The organism is Mucilaginibacter aquaedulcis (assembly GCF_030409325.1).
Classification (GTDB): Bacteria; Bacteroidota; Bacteroidia; order Sphingobacteriales; family Sphingobacteriaceae; genus Mucilaginibacter; species Mucilaginibacter aquaedulcis.
Window position 1 is genome coordinate 155,993 of the sequence record NZ_JAUFPR010000002.1, and the last position, 15,587, is coordinate 171,579.

Below are 15,587 nucleotides of genomic sequence, written 5' to 3' on the forward strand. Positions count from 1 at the left end.
GGTTTAATCCTTTAAAAAAAGGCAGAAAACTTTTAAGTATCAGCCTAAGTGCTGGTAGAAATATCAGCTATGTTGGGCATTCTTTGCGAACAAACTTATTATTCACTAAAAATCATCAGATCACTTCAATGGTGATGATCGCCTCATTCTGATCAATGCTCAGGGGAATTGCTTCGAGCCCGGGTACAAAATTAAACACTCTATTTTTTATAGTAGTAGGCATTAGTGTTAATTTGGCGGTTGATGTGATCTGTAAGATAGCTGAACCTTTATAAATACGGATCTGGTTGTTGTTAAGGGAGTGTTTTTCTGTTGAACTGGATATCACCGGTAAAATGATCTTTACTTTTCCGTCATTAAAACCTTTATCAAAGTTGAACTTGATACTGACACTTTTATCAGTGAAGTGATAGTTTACCCGGCAATTAAGCTCGCCCGATTTAGGATCTTGCTGGTTCTTGTTAACGAGTTTAGATCGGGTTTTAATGATCACTGAATCATGAGTAATTTCGCGCTCAATCCGAGCGTCCAGATCGCAGATATTCATGAATATATCAGTAATCGTTCGTAATTCTATGCGTGGCGTTAGGGGCATAGCCAATGGGTCGGTATCAGCCTGCATATTATCGGCCTCGATCATTTGATACTCGGTCATGCTTGCTGTAAATATAGGGCCGGTTTTTTGATGCCATAACATGGTCATAGCACCACCCGAGGCATGCCCGTTCTTATATTCTTTATACTCCCTGTCGTAACCCGTAATAGTTGCCTTGAAGTTACCTTTGGCGATAAGCCATGTTTGTATATCCCTGAAAAAATGCCCTCCGTAAATCTCCTCACGGGGAAGTTTTATGGTGCGTATATTTACTTTAGGATTGATGTGCGGATGATCAAGAATAGTTGTCAGCGACTTGATATGACAGAACGTATGATGCACACATACAGGCACATTGTGTGATGCGTAATGCGGCCCGCCCTGTAATAGATTATCTTTAGTGCACTCTTGTAAAAACCGCGTGTTTTTTAATGCCGCCTTATAAAATCGTGCATCGCGATGAGCCATTAGAGCATAAGCTGTTTGGCTGCCATCAGTGGTGCGACTGCCATAGTAGGTCCATTTATAATTGCGGGTACCCCAGCTATTATCCCAACCCCCGTCGGGTAACATAAATTCCATATGGGTATGCAAACTGCGGGTTACCATTGTAAGCACCTCTTCATCGTTATTTAATAATCCATATAATACTAATGATGGCAGCGATTCTTCTACGTTATAGCCAAGATCAATAGAGAAACATCCTTTAGGACTTGGTTTGTCAATCGGGCCGCCTTCACCCTGTAAGAAGCCATTTTTGGGCGTAAAATAATTTAATGCGCTATGTGCAAGCTCCCGGCCTTTGATTTTATACTTTGGAACATCGAGCATGGTGCCAATTAATGAGAGGGCGTAGGATGCCGTTATTGGGTAATTAATGTTTCCGTATTTTATAGAAAAGTTATTATAAATGTAATCGGCAGCTTTCAGTAAACGGTCGGCAATTTCCTTCTTTAACCCATTATCCATAATTGAACCATGATTTTTCAGGGTTTCGGCTAAGGCTATTGATGAAAATACAGTGGTTCCCTTCCATGAATCCTTAACTGGTTCGTTTAGCCAGGACCCATCCGGTTGACTTACCCTTCGTTCCATCCAACGGTATTGCAATGTGGCTGCATCAATATACCTGGAGTCTTTAGTTTTTTCGGCCAGGTAGTAAAATGGATATATCGCATCGCCAACTCTGCCATGAACTGTTTTATTCGCCGGGCAATATATGCCGCCATAGTTATTGGTATTTGCTTTATCCAAAACCTGAAGATCAAGTAAGCCCTTAGCCCATTGTTTTAATAATTGTTCGCTTAAAGCATAAAGGTCTGTTGATGCAGGTAACGGGGTTAATGCAAAACCATCGGCGAAAGGAGAGGCGCAGATAAGCCCGGCCGTACCTATGGCGGTTGTTTTTATAAAACTTCTTCGGGAAAACGTCATCGGTAGAGAATAATTGGGAAACAAATATAATCCGGTTTAAAATGACACGGTATTAAAAGTCTTTGGTATAAAAAAAAGCTGTATAATTTATCCAAAGTTAACAGTCCCGCCGGTCGCTTTTTTACTGTTCCTTAGTTTTACAACCTGGTATATAGTACCAACTATATAAAGTACGAACCAAATGCCAAGCCACATTTTCACCAGGGGCGAGTCGGGTCCGCTGGCTAATGGTTGGCTAATAGGTAGCCTTGTTAAGCTTTCTACAGTTGCCGGTATCATGGAAAAAAAAAGTGTTAACGACATTAAAATGATCTGTATATAATCAGCGGCTCTTCCAAAAAAGCGTATTGATCTGGCATAAATAGCTATAGGTAATATAACCAGAATAATTACCCCAAGGGCATGCCCGGCGGTAGGTTGTCCTGTTCTCATGATTGGGAAACCTGTTAAACAGGTTATGATTGTTAAAATAATATATAACTTGCCTATCCCATTTTCGGAACTAATTTTACCGTAACGAAACAGAGCAACAACGGCAACAATAATTGCAATTACACTGATTATGGTGTGAATGATTCCGAGAAATGACAGATGATTTGGCATAGTGGTGATTTTTAGGGGTTTGCAGGATTTAGTTATTAAATATAAAAAATTACGACTGAGCAAAAGAGGTAGCTTTAATATTTATTTTAATTTGGCTTAACAACATAACAGTTTCTTTGGCAAAAATTAAAACAAATGTATTTGGCCAATGCCATTTGATATAAAAAGTATGATGAATAAACTTACAAGAATAATAACAATAGTAGGAGTGCTGGCTAACAGTGGCTTAACTGCAAATGCACAAACAAAAGCATATACTGTAGCAGATGCACACTCGCACAATGATTACCACAATAATATTCCGTTTTTTCGAGCGTATGAAAAAGGCTTCGGCTCCATAGAAGCTGATGTGTTTGCCGTGAATGGTAAACTCATGGTAGCCCACGATAAAAAAGATATTAATCCTAAGCGATCATTGGAGTTGTTATATATTAATCCACTGATAGAAAAGTTTCAAAGAGATAACCAAAGACAGCTGCGCTTGCTCATAGAAATCAAGGAAGATCATAAAGCGGTGTTGCCCCTGGTTATAAAGGAGCTTAAACCACTTGAGCAATATTTTTCCTATCCGGGACACCCTGGCCGTTTATCTATAGTGATGACAGGTGCCGTGCCTCCTCCTGCCGAATTCAAAAATTACCCGGAGTGGATCTCATTTGATGTTGATCACCTAAACGGATTTACCACTGACCAATGGAAACGTATTGGGCTGGTAAGTTTTCCGTTTGGCAAATACCTCAAATGGAATGGAAAAGGTGTATTGAACAAGGAAGAGATTACCAAAATAAAAGGCGGTATAGATAGTGTGCACAATGCCGGTAAAAAGATTCGTTTTTGGGAAACACCTGATACTAAAAGCAGCTGGCTGGCCCTTATGCGCCTCGGTGTTGATGTAATAGGTACAGATAAGATAGAAGAACTTGGCGACTTTTTGAATAATAAGCCTCGTAACGAATACGTGGCAACCGCACCTTATGAAATATACCATCCCACTTATAAGTCCGACGGTTCATTAAAAAAGGTTAAGAACATTATTTTATGCATTGGAGATGGTATGGGACTGTCGCAAATTTACTCAACCTACACCGCTAATAGGGGCCAATTGAATATATTGCAGATCCCAACTATTGGATTTTCAATAACCAATGCTGCTGATGCTTACATTACTGATTCGGCAGCTGGAGGTACCGCATTTGCTACAGGCCAAAAAACCAATGACAGGGCAGTAGGGGTAGATGCATCAGGTAAACCTTTAAAATCATTAGCGGTTTACAGCGCTGAAGCCGGAAAGAAAACAGCGGATATTGTAGCCTGCGAGTTAACTGATGCCACGCCTGCAGTTTTTTACGCACACCAGTCTGAAAGAAGCAATGGAACGGCCATAGCAAATGATATGGTGTCTACACCGATTGATATTTTGTTAGGTTCCGGATATAAGGATTTTACGCAGAAAGTTAACGGGAAAACCCCATTAGATAAACTTAAAGAAAGAGGCTATACGATCATCCGTAATTTTAACGAGTTTTTAAACTCACCATCCCAAAAAATTGTAGCATTGATGGATGATAGTGTGACCCGCCCTAAAATGGAAGGTAGAGGGAATTACCTGCCTCAGGCTTTTAACAAGGTTACAACTACTTTTAAAAATAACCCTGAAGGTTTTTTTATGATGATTGAAGGCTCACAAATTGATCATGGTGGCCATAATAACAACCTTAAACAGGTGGTAACAGAAAACAGCGACTTTGACCGTGTAGTTGGAGATGCCTTACGGTTTGCCGACGAAGATGGTGAAACACTTGTAGTGATTACTGCCGATCACGAAACAGGAGGTTTAACCTTACTGGATGGTAATATAGCTAACGGATACGTTTGGGGCGACTTTAGCACTAATGACCACACGGGTACCCCGGTGCCGGTTTTCGCTTATGGGCCTCACTCTGGCGATTTTAAAGGCGCATATCCCAATACAGCGATATTTGATAAATTGCTTAATCTTATCCAGAAAAAATAGTGCATTTTAAAACAACAAAACGCTTTAAATGATTAATTTAAGGCATTTTGTTGTTTTAAACCTTATTGCTGTTACTCATATAATTGGTATAGGCTTCCTTAAAAAGGACAAATGTTTTCTGTAGTGCCGCCCAATCCTGCTTTTCAATAATATCCGCCGGAAAAAGATGGCTTCCAAGACCTACTCCTTTAGCTCCTGCTGTTAAATAAGTGCTAAGGTTGTTTAGTCCGATGCCCCCGGTAGGCAAAAGCTTCAGGTAATTCAAGGGCGCTAATACCTCTTTAATATAGCTGGGGCCCAATGATGTTGCCGGGAACACTTTCACCATAGTTGCCCCAAGGTGCCATGCCTTGTATATTTCTGATGGGGTATAGGCTCCAGGAAAGATCGGTATTTTTTCGGCAACGCATTCTTTTATTACCTGCTTATTAATAATTGGTGTAACTATGAACTGTGCGTTGGCTTTCAATGCTTTTTCCAGATCATGCATATTGCAAACAGTGCCTGCACCAATATTTAACCTGCCCGCATATTTTTTTGTAAGCATATCAATATTTTCTGCAGCGCCTGCGGAGTTCATGGTAATTTCCATGCAGGTTAGCCCCGACTGTAAATAGTTTTCAGCAATTATGGCCGTATGTTCTGCCGGTAAATTACGCATGATACCTATAAGCGGAGCGGCTTCAAAAAGCTCGTTTGAAAATTTATTTTTCATATTAATTACCTGTTTGATTATATATTTTGTGATGCGCCCGAACTACTGCTTCATCAACCCATTGAGGCGAATAAGTGTTTATTTGCTTGGCAAGTTTTAACTCTTGTAAAGCAAGCCGGTAGTGTTTTTCAAGATTTGTACCGCATACTAAATGAATTGCTGCTGCATCAGATGCTGAAAGATCTTTTAGTTCTGTGCCGATCAATAACCCACTCAAGTAGGTGAAGTTTTGGTTTTTATTGTAAATATTGAACAAATTATTGGTACGTACTTTAAAGGCTGCATTAAGCAGGTTTGACTCAACTGCATCAATTACACCTTGCTTAAAGCTTGCTGAATATTCCGGATGCTCCAGATCAGTTTCTTTATCAACAGAATTTTGAAGGATACTTTTTTGGGATAAAAGCTCAAAAAAATCGCCCGTCATGTATGTTTTAAAACCGATGATGGTATTATTATTAACGTAGATATGCTTGGAGTGGGTGCCCGGAAATATAAACAACTGCGGTTTACTTGTATCGGTAATGGTGTCAATACAACCAATTAATTGTGTTTCTTCACCCCGCATAACATCATCATTGCTTTTAACTCCCGAAATGATGATTACCTGGTGATTAAAATTGTCCTGTACAGGCAGATGTTTCAAATTATATTCAGGCCCTGATAACATATAAGGCAGTTCGCTGTAGGGTAGTTCTATAAGACCCATTGTTGACGAGGCCATGCCCGAGATGAATAGTTTTGTCCCGCCTAAGGATATATTTAATCTGAGTTCTATATTTTTAATGTGATGCTGTAATATATCAAGGTAAAAAGGTATGCGTGAGTTTTTATTGGCATTATCTGCTGTATTCCATATGGAAAAGGTTTTGGCTATTCCCTGGTCCGAATGTTCGCTGGCAAGTATATTTCCGTTTTCACTGTTAACAAGATTTAGTCTTAAGGTACTTGTTCCCCAGTCGCAGCTTAAAAAAATGTTCATGATGATGAAACTACTAAAGAATTTGTTTGCTTAACACTGCCAACCAAAAAAATATATGATAATGCACCAATAAAAGCCAGCGAACTTATGAATATTAAGGCTGGCTTAAAGTTTCCGGCCCCAGCCAGTAAGCCTATAAGCAGTGGTACAACAATTGATGATAAACCGCCTATAAAATTAAAAACACCACCCGTAACCCCAATTAAATTGGGAGGTGCCAATGCCGATACAAACACCCAGGTTATAGAAGCAAGCCCATTACCAAAAAATGCTACCGACATGCAAAGGATAATAAGCGGGGTACTTTCTACATAATTAGCTCCAACAATAACCATGGATAGCAACAAACCGGCGATAATTGGTGTTTTTCGGGCTACGCCAAATGAATATCCTTTTTTAATGAGATGATCAGAAAAAAAGCCTGCCAGCAGCACGCCTGCAAAGGCCGCCAGAAAAGGTATAGATGTCAGAAATCCGGTTTTTAAAAAGTTTAGCCCCCTGTATTTTATGAGATAAGTAGGAAACCATGTTAAAAAGAACCACAAGGTTGAGGTAACTGCAAACTGACCAATATAAATACCCCATAATTTACGATGCATAAATACTTGTTTAAATGATGACCAGGTTAAATTGGGTTTATCTGTCGGCATTGTTATATCTGCTCTATTGTCAGCTATGTAATCAAGCTCAGCCTGGTTAACACCGGAATGTTCTTTAGGGTCGCGATAGAGGTAGTACCATATTATTCCCCATAAAACACCAACCGCGCCAGTGATGATAAACAGGCCGCGCCAACCAAAATACTGTTGCACAATGGCCAGCAAAGGAGTTAAAAAAGCAAGACCTATAAACTGGCCGCTTGTGTAAAAGGCGATGGCCGATGCTCTTTCATGGTTTGGAAACCAGTGGGTAACAATACGGTTATTGATGGGGTATGAAGGCGCCTCAAATATACCTATAGCTAAACGCAAGCCAAGTAATGCAGCAAATCCTTTTATAAAACCCTGGCAAAGCGTAACTACAGACCATGATATTAAGGTTATAGCGTAAAGCAACCGGGGCCCAAAACGATCGATTAGTATACCTCCCGGAATTTGAGAGGCAACGTACGTCCACCCGAATGCGGAAAACACCAGCCCTAACTGAAAATTGTTCAGATTTAGTTCTCCGCTTATAGATGATGCAGCCACAGCGATGTTAGTCCTGTCCATGTAGTTGATCACCACGTTAATAAACAGAAAAGCTAAGATTTGAAATCGTACCCGTGTTGGTTTGCTTTGGAAGCCGGCCTTATCCATTTTGTCATTTTAATCTGTTTACCATTCGGCCACGCTGCCATCTTCATGGCGCCAAACCGGGTTTGTCCAGTTATGACCTATTGCTGCCATTTTGCGTACATGATCTTCATTTATTTCAATGCCCAAGCCGGGCCCGTTGGGTATTTTGACAAAGCCATCCTCATATTTAAATACATTGCGGTCGGCTACGTAATCTAATATATCGCTGCCCTGGTTGTAATGTATCCCCAGGCTTTGTTCCTGTATAAAGGCATTGTGACAGGTAGCATCAACCTGTAGGCAGGCAGCCAGTGCAATAGGCCCTAATGGGCAGTGCGGTGCTGCTGCTACATCAAAGGCCTCGGCCATGGAAATTATTTTCTTACACTCCGTAATGCCGCCGGCGTGCGACAGATCGGGCTGGATAATATCCACATACCCATCTTTCAACAGATTTTTGAAATGCCATTTTGAAAACATCCTTTCACCGCAGGCAATTGGGATGGAGGTATGTTGGGCAATTTCGCGCAATACCTCATTGTTTTCGGGTAGTGCCGGTTCTTCAATAAACATAGGCCGGTATTGCTCCAGCTCTTTAGCCAGGAATTTTGCCATGGGTTTATGTACCCGGCCATGAAAATCTATGCCTATACCAACGCTGCTGCCAACTGCCTCACGCACAGCTGCGATACGTGCCACAGACTGATCGATTTTATCATACGAATCAACATATTGTAATTCTTCAGTTGCGTTCATTTTAACCGCCGTAAAACCTGCGTCAACCATTTCCTTTGCCGCACGACCAACATCGGCCGGTCTGTCGCCGCCGATCCAGGAATAAACTTTGATCTTTTCACGGGCCTTTCCGCCAATTAGCTGATGTATCGGAGCATCGTAATACTTACCTTTAATATCCCACAGTGCCTGATCTATACCTGCAATAGCGCTCATTAATATTGGGCCTCCCCGGTAAAAACCTCCACGATACATCACATTCCAATGATCTTCAATATTCATCGGGTCTTTCCCAATTATATAATTCATCAGTTCGGTAACGGCGGTTTTAACGGTAGCAGCCTTACCTTCAATTACGGGTTCGCCCCAGCCGGTTATGCCTTCATCTGTTTCAATTTTCAAGAATAACCAACGGGGAGGAACCTCGAATAGTTCAAAGCTTTTTATTTTCAATTTGTAGTATTTTATATAGTAAGTATGTTGTGATGTAAGTTTTATATTATCGTAAATTAATCATCAAAACCCGGTGATTGGAGGTCACATAAAGCGTTTTTTCATCACCGGAAAAGCTGCAATTTGATGCCAGATCATTGATTTTGATTTTTCCGAGAAGCTTGCCGGTTTTATTAAATATCCATATGCCTCCCGGGCCGGATGCAAACACATTTCCGTTTTTATCGATCTTTAAACCGTCGGGCATTCCTTCGTCAGTTTTGGTAGCTGCTTTTGCATTGTAAAATATTCTCCCGTGCGTTAATTGTCCGTTTTTGTCCAGATCATAGGCGTACCAATATGGCTTTGCCGGGTCAGAATTGGCGATCAGTATGGTTTTACCACCCGGAAAGATCGCTATACCGTTTGGCCGGGTGAGTGTATCGGTAAGCAAGGTTATTTTACCATCTTTTGCAATTTTATATACTCCCTGATAAGGTGCTTCTTTTAATGGATCATTAATATTTTTTTCGAGGCCATAAGGAGGGTCTGTAAAATAGATATCACCATTGCCAGCAAATGCCAGATCATTTGGGCTGTCGAACTTTTTCCCTTTAAAACCTGTGGCAATTTTGGTAAACTTTGCCTGTGGCTTTTGCAAAGGTGCATTCATTATTGATACAACCCGGTCGCCATCCTGACATATCACCAGCTCCCCTTTTAAAGTTAGCCCTAAACCGTTAGAGCCCAACTCCCCACCTCGTAGAGTTTTACCGGTATAACCAGCCGGAGTAAGATAAGCCTCTTTGCCTTTTGCCTGGGTCCATTTATAAATGATGTTTTTTTTAACGTCAGAAAAAAGCAGCATTTTATGGCTTTCGATCCATAAAGGCCCTTCGCACCAGGCAAATCCCTGGGCTATAGTACGGGCGTTAATAGTTTTACTTACGATATTGCTAAACTGCGGATCAATTTTTTCTACACTGATCAGTGGTTTAACAGCTTGAGCATAAGCTGCAGAAATTGCTCCGGTTAATAAGATTATCATTAGCGATAACCGGTTAGTCCATGTTATCATATTGGTTTACATTATTGGTTTTGATTGTTTTTAAAGCTAAGTTTTTATACAGTAAAAACCGAGATGTTTTTTGAAATAGCTTGCTTATAGAGTAGATTTGATATAATGAGTCATCAATAATTAGCATATGAAACGGCACACCTTTTTATCATGGCTTGGTTTATTAGCAATGGAGCCCGTTGCTGCAAAAATTCGGGGAATTGATATGATTGAACCAGAGAAACTTTATTTTAAAGATGACGGGAAGATCCCGAACAGCAAATATCCTTTGTTGCTTTATCATAATGCCTTTGAGCTTCGTGATAACGAAGGCGCAGATTGGCTGGAAAAACATTTTGCAGCCAATAACTGGACAAACTCATGGCGAAACGGAGTTTATTCTTTCCATCATTATCACAGTACTTCGCACGAGGTTTTGGGGGTGTATTCCGGTTCAGTGTTGTTACATCTTGGCGGCGAACAAGGGCAAAAAGTTAAGGTTAAGGCCGGTGACATTATTGTAATTCCGGCAGGAGTGGGGCACAAAAATCTGGGAAGTGATAATCTGGGTATTGTAGGCGCATATCCAGATGGCAGAAGCTGGGATGTCAATAAAGGTTTGCCCGGAGAGCGGCCGGGAACTGACCAAACCATAGCAGCATTGCCCGTCCCGGTTACTGATCCTTTAAGAGGTAAAACTTCAGGATTGCCGGCCATTTGGGATAAATAAAACTTATCAGATAATTTAAAAGTAAAGCCATGTTTTCGGGAGAAAACATGGCTTTACTTTTAATGGTCAAAAAGATGAAGGTTTAATAGCCATCATTTTGAACTAAAGCCGGAGTATTTCTGTCAATTTCGTTTTGTGGTAATGGCCAAAATTCAAAATTATCTTTATAAATGGTTTTTACGGCGGGTGTTAACGGGTTTTGGATAAAACCATTAAGTTTTTGTTTGGCTAATCCCCACCTGCGTAAATCAAAATAACGTAAGCCTTCTAAAGCCAGCTCAACCCTTCTTTCATGCATGATGCGTGTACGCATATCTGCCTGGCTCAAATTGCCTGGCAATGACGGCATATTTACTCCCGGACGTGCCCGTACCTCATTTACCTGCTGGTATACACTTGCGTCGGGTCCCGAAGATTCATTTTGTGCTTCTGCATACATCAGTTTCACATCAGCATACCGCAGCCAAACATAATCCTGATCATCAAGAATACCCGGTTGAGGGTCAATATTTTTAGGATCGAGCCATTTTTTGCCGGGATAAAAACCAGGGGTCCAGTTGTTAACACCAGGGGTGCCAACAGTATTCGGGAATGGCCAACCCTGTGCCTGCGTATCACCCGGGAAAAAGAAGGTCATGGTTTTGCGCGGGTCATTTGGTTCATATTCATTGATCATATCCTGAGTTCCCTGAAGGTCTTTATATCCGGTACCAATAATAGCCGTGGTAATGGCAAAAGGATGCGGAACCGCAGGAGCCTGGAACTGTACTGAGAACATAACTTCGGGGCTTGAACGCTGATCGGGCTTGTAAAAATTACCCGCGTAATTGTTGCTTAACGAAAACAGACCGCCATCGATAATAGCCTTAGCAAGCGTTGCTGCATCGGCATACTTTTTCTCAAATAATAATACCCTCACTTTGATACCCTGGGCAGAGGCTTTAACAACATGCCCGGTAGTGTATTTGTTATCGGGCAATGATGAAATAGCCTGATCAAGGTCACTTTCTACTTGCTTCAAAACATCAGCGCGTGATGACTTGCTTACTTTGTTTTTAAAATCAATAGTAAGTGGATCGGCAGTTATTAAGGGCACATTACCATATGTTTCGGCCAGTAAAAAATAGTTGAATGCCCGTAAAAAATAAGCTTCACCTTTGTATTGGTTTAGTTTATCGCCGGTTAGCACTTTACTTACATTGGCTAAAAAACTGTTACTTGCTGCAATACTGATATATGCGTTTATATATAAGCTGTTCCCATTATCAGTTGGGAAACCACCAATTGTAGGTGTAAGCCCCGCAATTAATGATTGTTGGGCACCACCCTGATTATTTTGACTATAGGAGTTATCGCTGAAGTTTTCCCACCACATAGGGGCATATTCTGATATCTGTCCGCTTTGCGCGTAAAGGGTGGCATAGATACCTGCCAGGGCCAAATCAGCATCGGCAGGGGTTTTCCAAAAAATAGTAGTAGATAGTTTATCAGGAGGAGTAACATCAAGCTTTTTGCAGGATGTTAAACAGATCACTGCCGCAATGAATATGATTATAATATTTTTCATTTGTTTTTAAATTGAAATTAAAATTGAACAGATGCACCAAACGTGTAAGTACGGTTTTGCGGATAATTGGCAAAGCCATACCATGCATCGGGTTTATTATTAATATCCAGCCTTTCAGGGTCTGTAGCTTGTTTTAGCGGTGTAAATAGCGCCAGATTATCAACCGAGCCAAATACCCTTAGTGATTTAACACCCTTTATTAAGCCCTTTGGAAATGTGTAACCTAACTGAACATTTTTAATGCGCATAAAGCTGGCATTATATAAATGGTAGGTTGATTGTACGTTGGTGATTTTTGGATAGCCATAAAAGCCCATGTAAACTTTAGGCATCGTAGTTGATGGGTTTTGAGGTGTCCATCTGTTCAGCCAATCGGTAGTTGGCATGGCACCCTGGGCAAAGGGATCAACACCCCATTTATACAAATACAGTTTATTACCGTACGAACCGTATAGCTGTACACTGGCATCAAAATTACCCCAGGTAGCACCCATAGTATATGAGTACTCGAATTTAGGATACTGGCCAGGAATAATACTGCGGTCATTGGCATCAACTTTACCATCGCCATTAACGTCCTTATATTTAATATCTCCGGGAGTTGGAGCACCACCTAAAGAAGACTGATCTGGCGAGTTATTGATCTCAGTTTGACTTTGGAAGATACCATCCATAGTTTGCAGGTAAAAGGAGTTGATAGGATAGCCGTTACGCATAATGGTTTGACCATCCGGGCCTCCAATTTCATCAGCGCCGAATGATACCAGCTTATTACGGTATAACTGCAGATTGGCGGTAGCATAATAGCTGAATTTTTCGGACGGACGATCCTGGTAATGCAAGCTAAACTCAAACCCTTTGTTGCTCACGGCACCGTTATTTACAATAGGCGCGTTTACACCTAACGCCAATGGCACCTGTGATTGCCTTAAAATATTATAAGTGTACTTGTTAAACCAATCAAAAGTAAATGTTAGCTTGTTTCTGAAAATTACCAGGTCAAGACCAAGATCGGTCATCCGGGTAGTTTCCCAGGTTAGTGCAGGATCAACAAGTGTACTTGGTATAAAGCCCGAGGTTATTCCATTGGCAAAAGCATAATTGTTTTGGGTTAGTGTTGATTGATAAGGGTATGGGTAAGGTATATTAGTATTGTTGTTTACGACGTTGATATTCTGATTACCCAAACGACCCCATGAACCTCTGATCTTCAAATCGTTTATCCAGCTTACATCTTTTAAGAAGTTTTCTTTAGATAAGCGCCAGCCGGCCGAAAAAGACTCGTACAAACCCCAGCGGCTGTTGCTTGGCAAACGCGATGTACCGTCATAGCGCACGTTTGCTCCTAACAAATATTTATCGTCAAAATTATAGTTCACATTACCATATAATGAATGTATTATCCATTGGGCAGATGTACCATCATTAGTTTGGTTATTTACAGAACCCGCGTTTAATTCGGCCAGATCATTAGTTGGATACCCAACACGGTAGGCGTCAAAATAACTTGTATTGTCAACCTCCTGCTGCACACCACCTAAGATTGTCAGGTCGTGCTTGCCCAGTATTTTATGAAAATTAAGTTGGCTATATACAGTTGAATGGGTTTCATCTCTTTCGCCAACAGATAAGCCGGGGGGACCCACGTCTGCATTACGGTTAAAGGAAAGATCGCTGTACAGGTACATAGGAACGGTTGGCCTGAAGGTTTTTTGTTTATCAACGTTAAAGCTTAAACCGGCACGGTTTTCCCACCTAAGCCCGTCCACAATATCAACATCCAATGATATGTTTCCTTGTCCGTAGTAATTAGGGTTATGGGTTAATATCTGCGATGCCAACACTGGATTTTTATTGCCTAACTCTTTATCATAAGCTTTGGTGATCCATAAGCCATCGGCTGTTTGTGCCGGATAAAGCGGTGATTGTGCCAGGGTTGAAATATAAAGATCGGTAGCGTTGTTGTAGGGGTAGTTTTTATCGCCATAGCGTATTTGTATGTTGGTACCCAAGGTAACACGTTTGTTCACTTTTGATGTAAGACCCAGATCAACTGTATACTTTTTATAATCAAACCCTTTCATGGTACCCGGCTGATCAGTGTAACCTAATCCAAGGCTATAGGTAGTGTTTTCGTTACCTCCGCTCAGGTTTAAATAATGATTTTGTACCACAGCTGTACCAAACATATCATCAAGCCAGTTATGATTTGGATATTTTACATGATCGGTAGCATTTTTATACAGATCTATCTGATCCTGAGTATATACGGGCGCATTACCTGAATTAACTTCAGCTTCGTTTAGCAACTCCATGTACTGGGCCGAATTGGTTATCAGTTTAGGTAAGCGGGTAGGTTTTGCAAAACCCACATTGTAGTTGTATGATAATGTAAAACCACCAGCTTTTCCCTTCTTAGTTTTAATTACTACAACACCGTTTGCACCCTGCGAACCATATATAGCTGCAGCTGCAGCATCTTTTAACACCGTTGCCGATTCTATATCGTTCGGGTTAATTACAGCAAGGCTGCCTGGTATACCATCAACAATTATCAAAGGGTTATTACCCGCGTTACTAAAAGTTCCAAGCCCCCTGATACGCAGCTGAACATTCTCATTGCCAGGTTCGCCAGAGTTTTGAACAACAGATAAGCCGGGTAGTTGCCCTTGTAACAAGGATGTAGCGTCGGTAGCCACCCGCTTGGTCATTTCATCGCCTTTAACAGAAACTATGGCGCTGGTTAAGGTATGTTTACTTTGGGTACTATAACCGGTAACTACCACCTCGCTGATATTCTGCTTATCTTCAAGCAAGGTCACATTCAATACAGATTTGCCATCTATAGGTACTTCCTGTTTGGCAAAGCCTATAAAGCTGAATACAAGCGTGCCTGAACCATCCGGTACATTTAAGCTAAAGGCTCCGTTTGCATCTGTTACAGTGCCTGTTCTTGAACCTTTAAGCATTATAGATACACCCGGAAGGGGAGTGCCCTTGTTATCAGTAACTTTTCCTTTGATATTCAGGATGCTTTCTGAAACAGGTTTGGATTTTAAGGTGATCGTTTTTTTGTTGATGAGATAAATGAGCGGCTGATCGCTGAATATTTTTTCCAGTGCCTGTGAAATGCTTACATTTTTTAATGACAATGATACCGGTGCCGCCATCTTTATCAGCTGGGCGCTGTATAGAAAATCGTATCCGCTTTGTTGCTGAAGGGTAAACAAAACATCCTCTAAGGGTGCTTTCTGAACTTCTAAATTTATCTTTTGGGCATATGAACTTGCACTAACCTGAAGTATGGTTATCATAATTAAAATGCAGGTCAATTTCATAATACGGATAAATTTAAATCGGGCATGGTTGTGCCACCTGAACTTTGATTCAGTAAATATTTTATACATTTGAATGTTAGGTTAAGTTTATAATTGATTGTTCGCGCA

11 protein-coding genes are annotated in these 15,587 nt (G+C 40.9%); 2 read left to right on the plus strand and 9 right to left on the minus strand.

Annotation, left to right across the window (positions count from 1 at the left end; all coding sequences use genetic code 11):
• Window positions 1–115: 115 nt before the first annotated feature.
• Both QWZ01_RS05275 and QWZ01_RS05280 read right to left on the minus strand, forming a co-directional pair.
• Entirely contained in the window at window positions 116–2,029 is a 1,914-nt protein-coding gene (locus QWZ01_RS05275) for an ulvan lysase-like protein (protein ID WP_290322220.1), read from the minus strand.
• A gap of 87 nt (window positions 2,030–2,116) precedes the next feature.
• Window positions 2,117–2,461 carry a hypothetical protein gene (locus tag QWZ01_RS05280; RefSeq protein ID WP_290322221.1) on the minus strand — a complete coding sequence of 115 codons (345 nt, stop codon included), beginning with the start codon at window positions 2,459–2,461 and terminating at the stop codon, window positions 2,117–2,119.
• Window positions 2,462–2,801: 340 nt separating this feature from the next.
• On the opposite strand from QWZ01_RS05280, the gene QWZ01_RS05285 reads away from it, so the two are divergent.
• Entirely contained in the window at window positions 2,802–4,646 is a 1,845-nt protein-coding gene (locus tag QWZ01_RS05285) for an alkaline phosphatase (protein ID WP_290322222.1), read from the plus strand.
• Window positions 4,647–4,701: 55 nt separating this feature from the next.
• Here QWZ01_RS05285 and QWZ01_RS05290 read toward each other — a convergent pair whose 3' ends face one another.
• From QWZ01_RS05290 to QWZ01_RS05310, 5 genes are read right to left on the minus strand one after another with little or no spacing between them, the layout of a single operon-like run.
• Window positions 4,702–5,361 carry a bifunctional 4-hydroxy-2-oxoglutarate aldolase/2-dehydro-3-deoxy-phosphogluconate aldolase gene (locus tag QWZ01_RS05290; RefSeq protein ID WP_290322223.1) on the minus strand — a complete coding sequence of 220 codons (660 nt, stop codon included), beginning with the start codon at window positions 5,359–5,361 and terminating at the stop codon, window positions 4,702–4,704.
• A gap of 1 nt (window position 5,362) precedes the next feature.
• On the minus strand, window positions 5,363–6,343 hold the full coding sequence (locus QWZ01_RS05295) for a 2-dehydro-3-deoxygalactonokinase (protein WP_290322224.1): 981 nt from the start codon (window positions 6,341–6,343) through the stop codon (window positions 5,363–5,365).
• Complete coding sequence (locus QWZ01_RS05300) at window positions 6,340–7,641, minus strand: MFS transporter (RefSeq protein WP_290322225.1); 1,302 nt, start codon at window positions 7,639–7,641, stop codon at window positions 6,340–6,342. Before QWZ01_RS05300 ends, QWZ01_RS05295 begins: the two co-directional genes overlap by 4 nt.
• Window positions 7,642–7,659: 18 nt before the next feature.
• The gene (gene dgoD, locus QWZ01_RS05305; protein ID WP_290322226.1) at window positions 7,660–8,808 is read right to left on the minus strand and encodes a galactonate dehydratase; all 1,149 of its coding nucleotides are present in this window, start codon (window positions 8,806–8,808) and stop codon (window positions 7,660–7,662) included.
• Between the two features lie 46 nt (window positions 8,809–8,854).
• Complete coding sequence (locus QWZ01_RS05310; protein ID WP_290322227.1) at window positions 8,855–9,835, minus strand: SMP-30/gluconolactonase/LRE family protein; 981 nt, start codon at window positions 9,833–9,835, stop codon at window positions 8,855–8,857.
• A gap of 157 nt (window positions 9,836–9,992) precedes the next feature.
• On the opposite strand from QWZ01_RS05310, the gene QWZ01_RS05315 reads away from it, so the two are divergent.
• Window positions 9,993–10,574, plus strand: coding sequence for a cupin domain-containing protein (locus QWZ01_RS05315; RefSeq protein WP_290322228.1), 582 nt, complete (start codon window positions 9,993–9,995; stop codon window positions 10,572–10,574).
• A gap of 82 nt (window positions 10,575–10,656) precedes the next feature.
• On the opposite strand, the gene QWZ01_RS05320 is transcribed toward QWZ01_RS05315, so the two are convergent.
• The gene (locus tag QWZ01_RS05320; protein ID WP_290322229.1) at window positions 10,657–12,141 is read right to left on the minus strand and encodes a RagB/SusD family nutrient uptake outer membrane protein; all 1,485 of its coding nucleotides are present in this window, start codon (window positions 12,139–12,141) and stop codon (window positions 10,657–10,659) included.
• A 17-nt stretch (window positions 12,142–12,158) separates the two neighbouring features.
• On the minus strand, window positions 12,159–15,455 hold the full coding sequence (locus QWZ01_RS05325; protein WP_290322230.1) for a TonB-dependent receptor: 3,297 nt from the start codon (window positions 15,453–15,455) through the stop codon (window positions 12,159–12,161).
• Window positions 15,456–15,587: the final 132 nt, after the last annotated feature.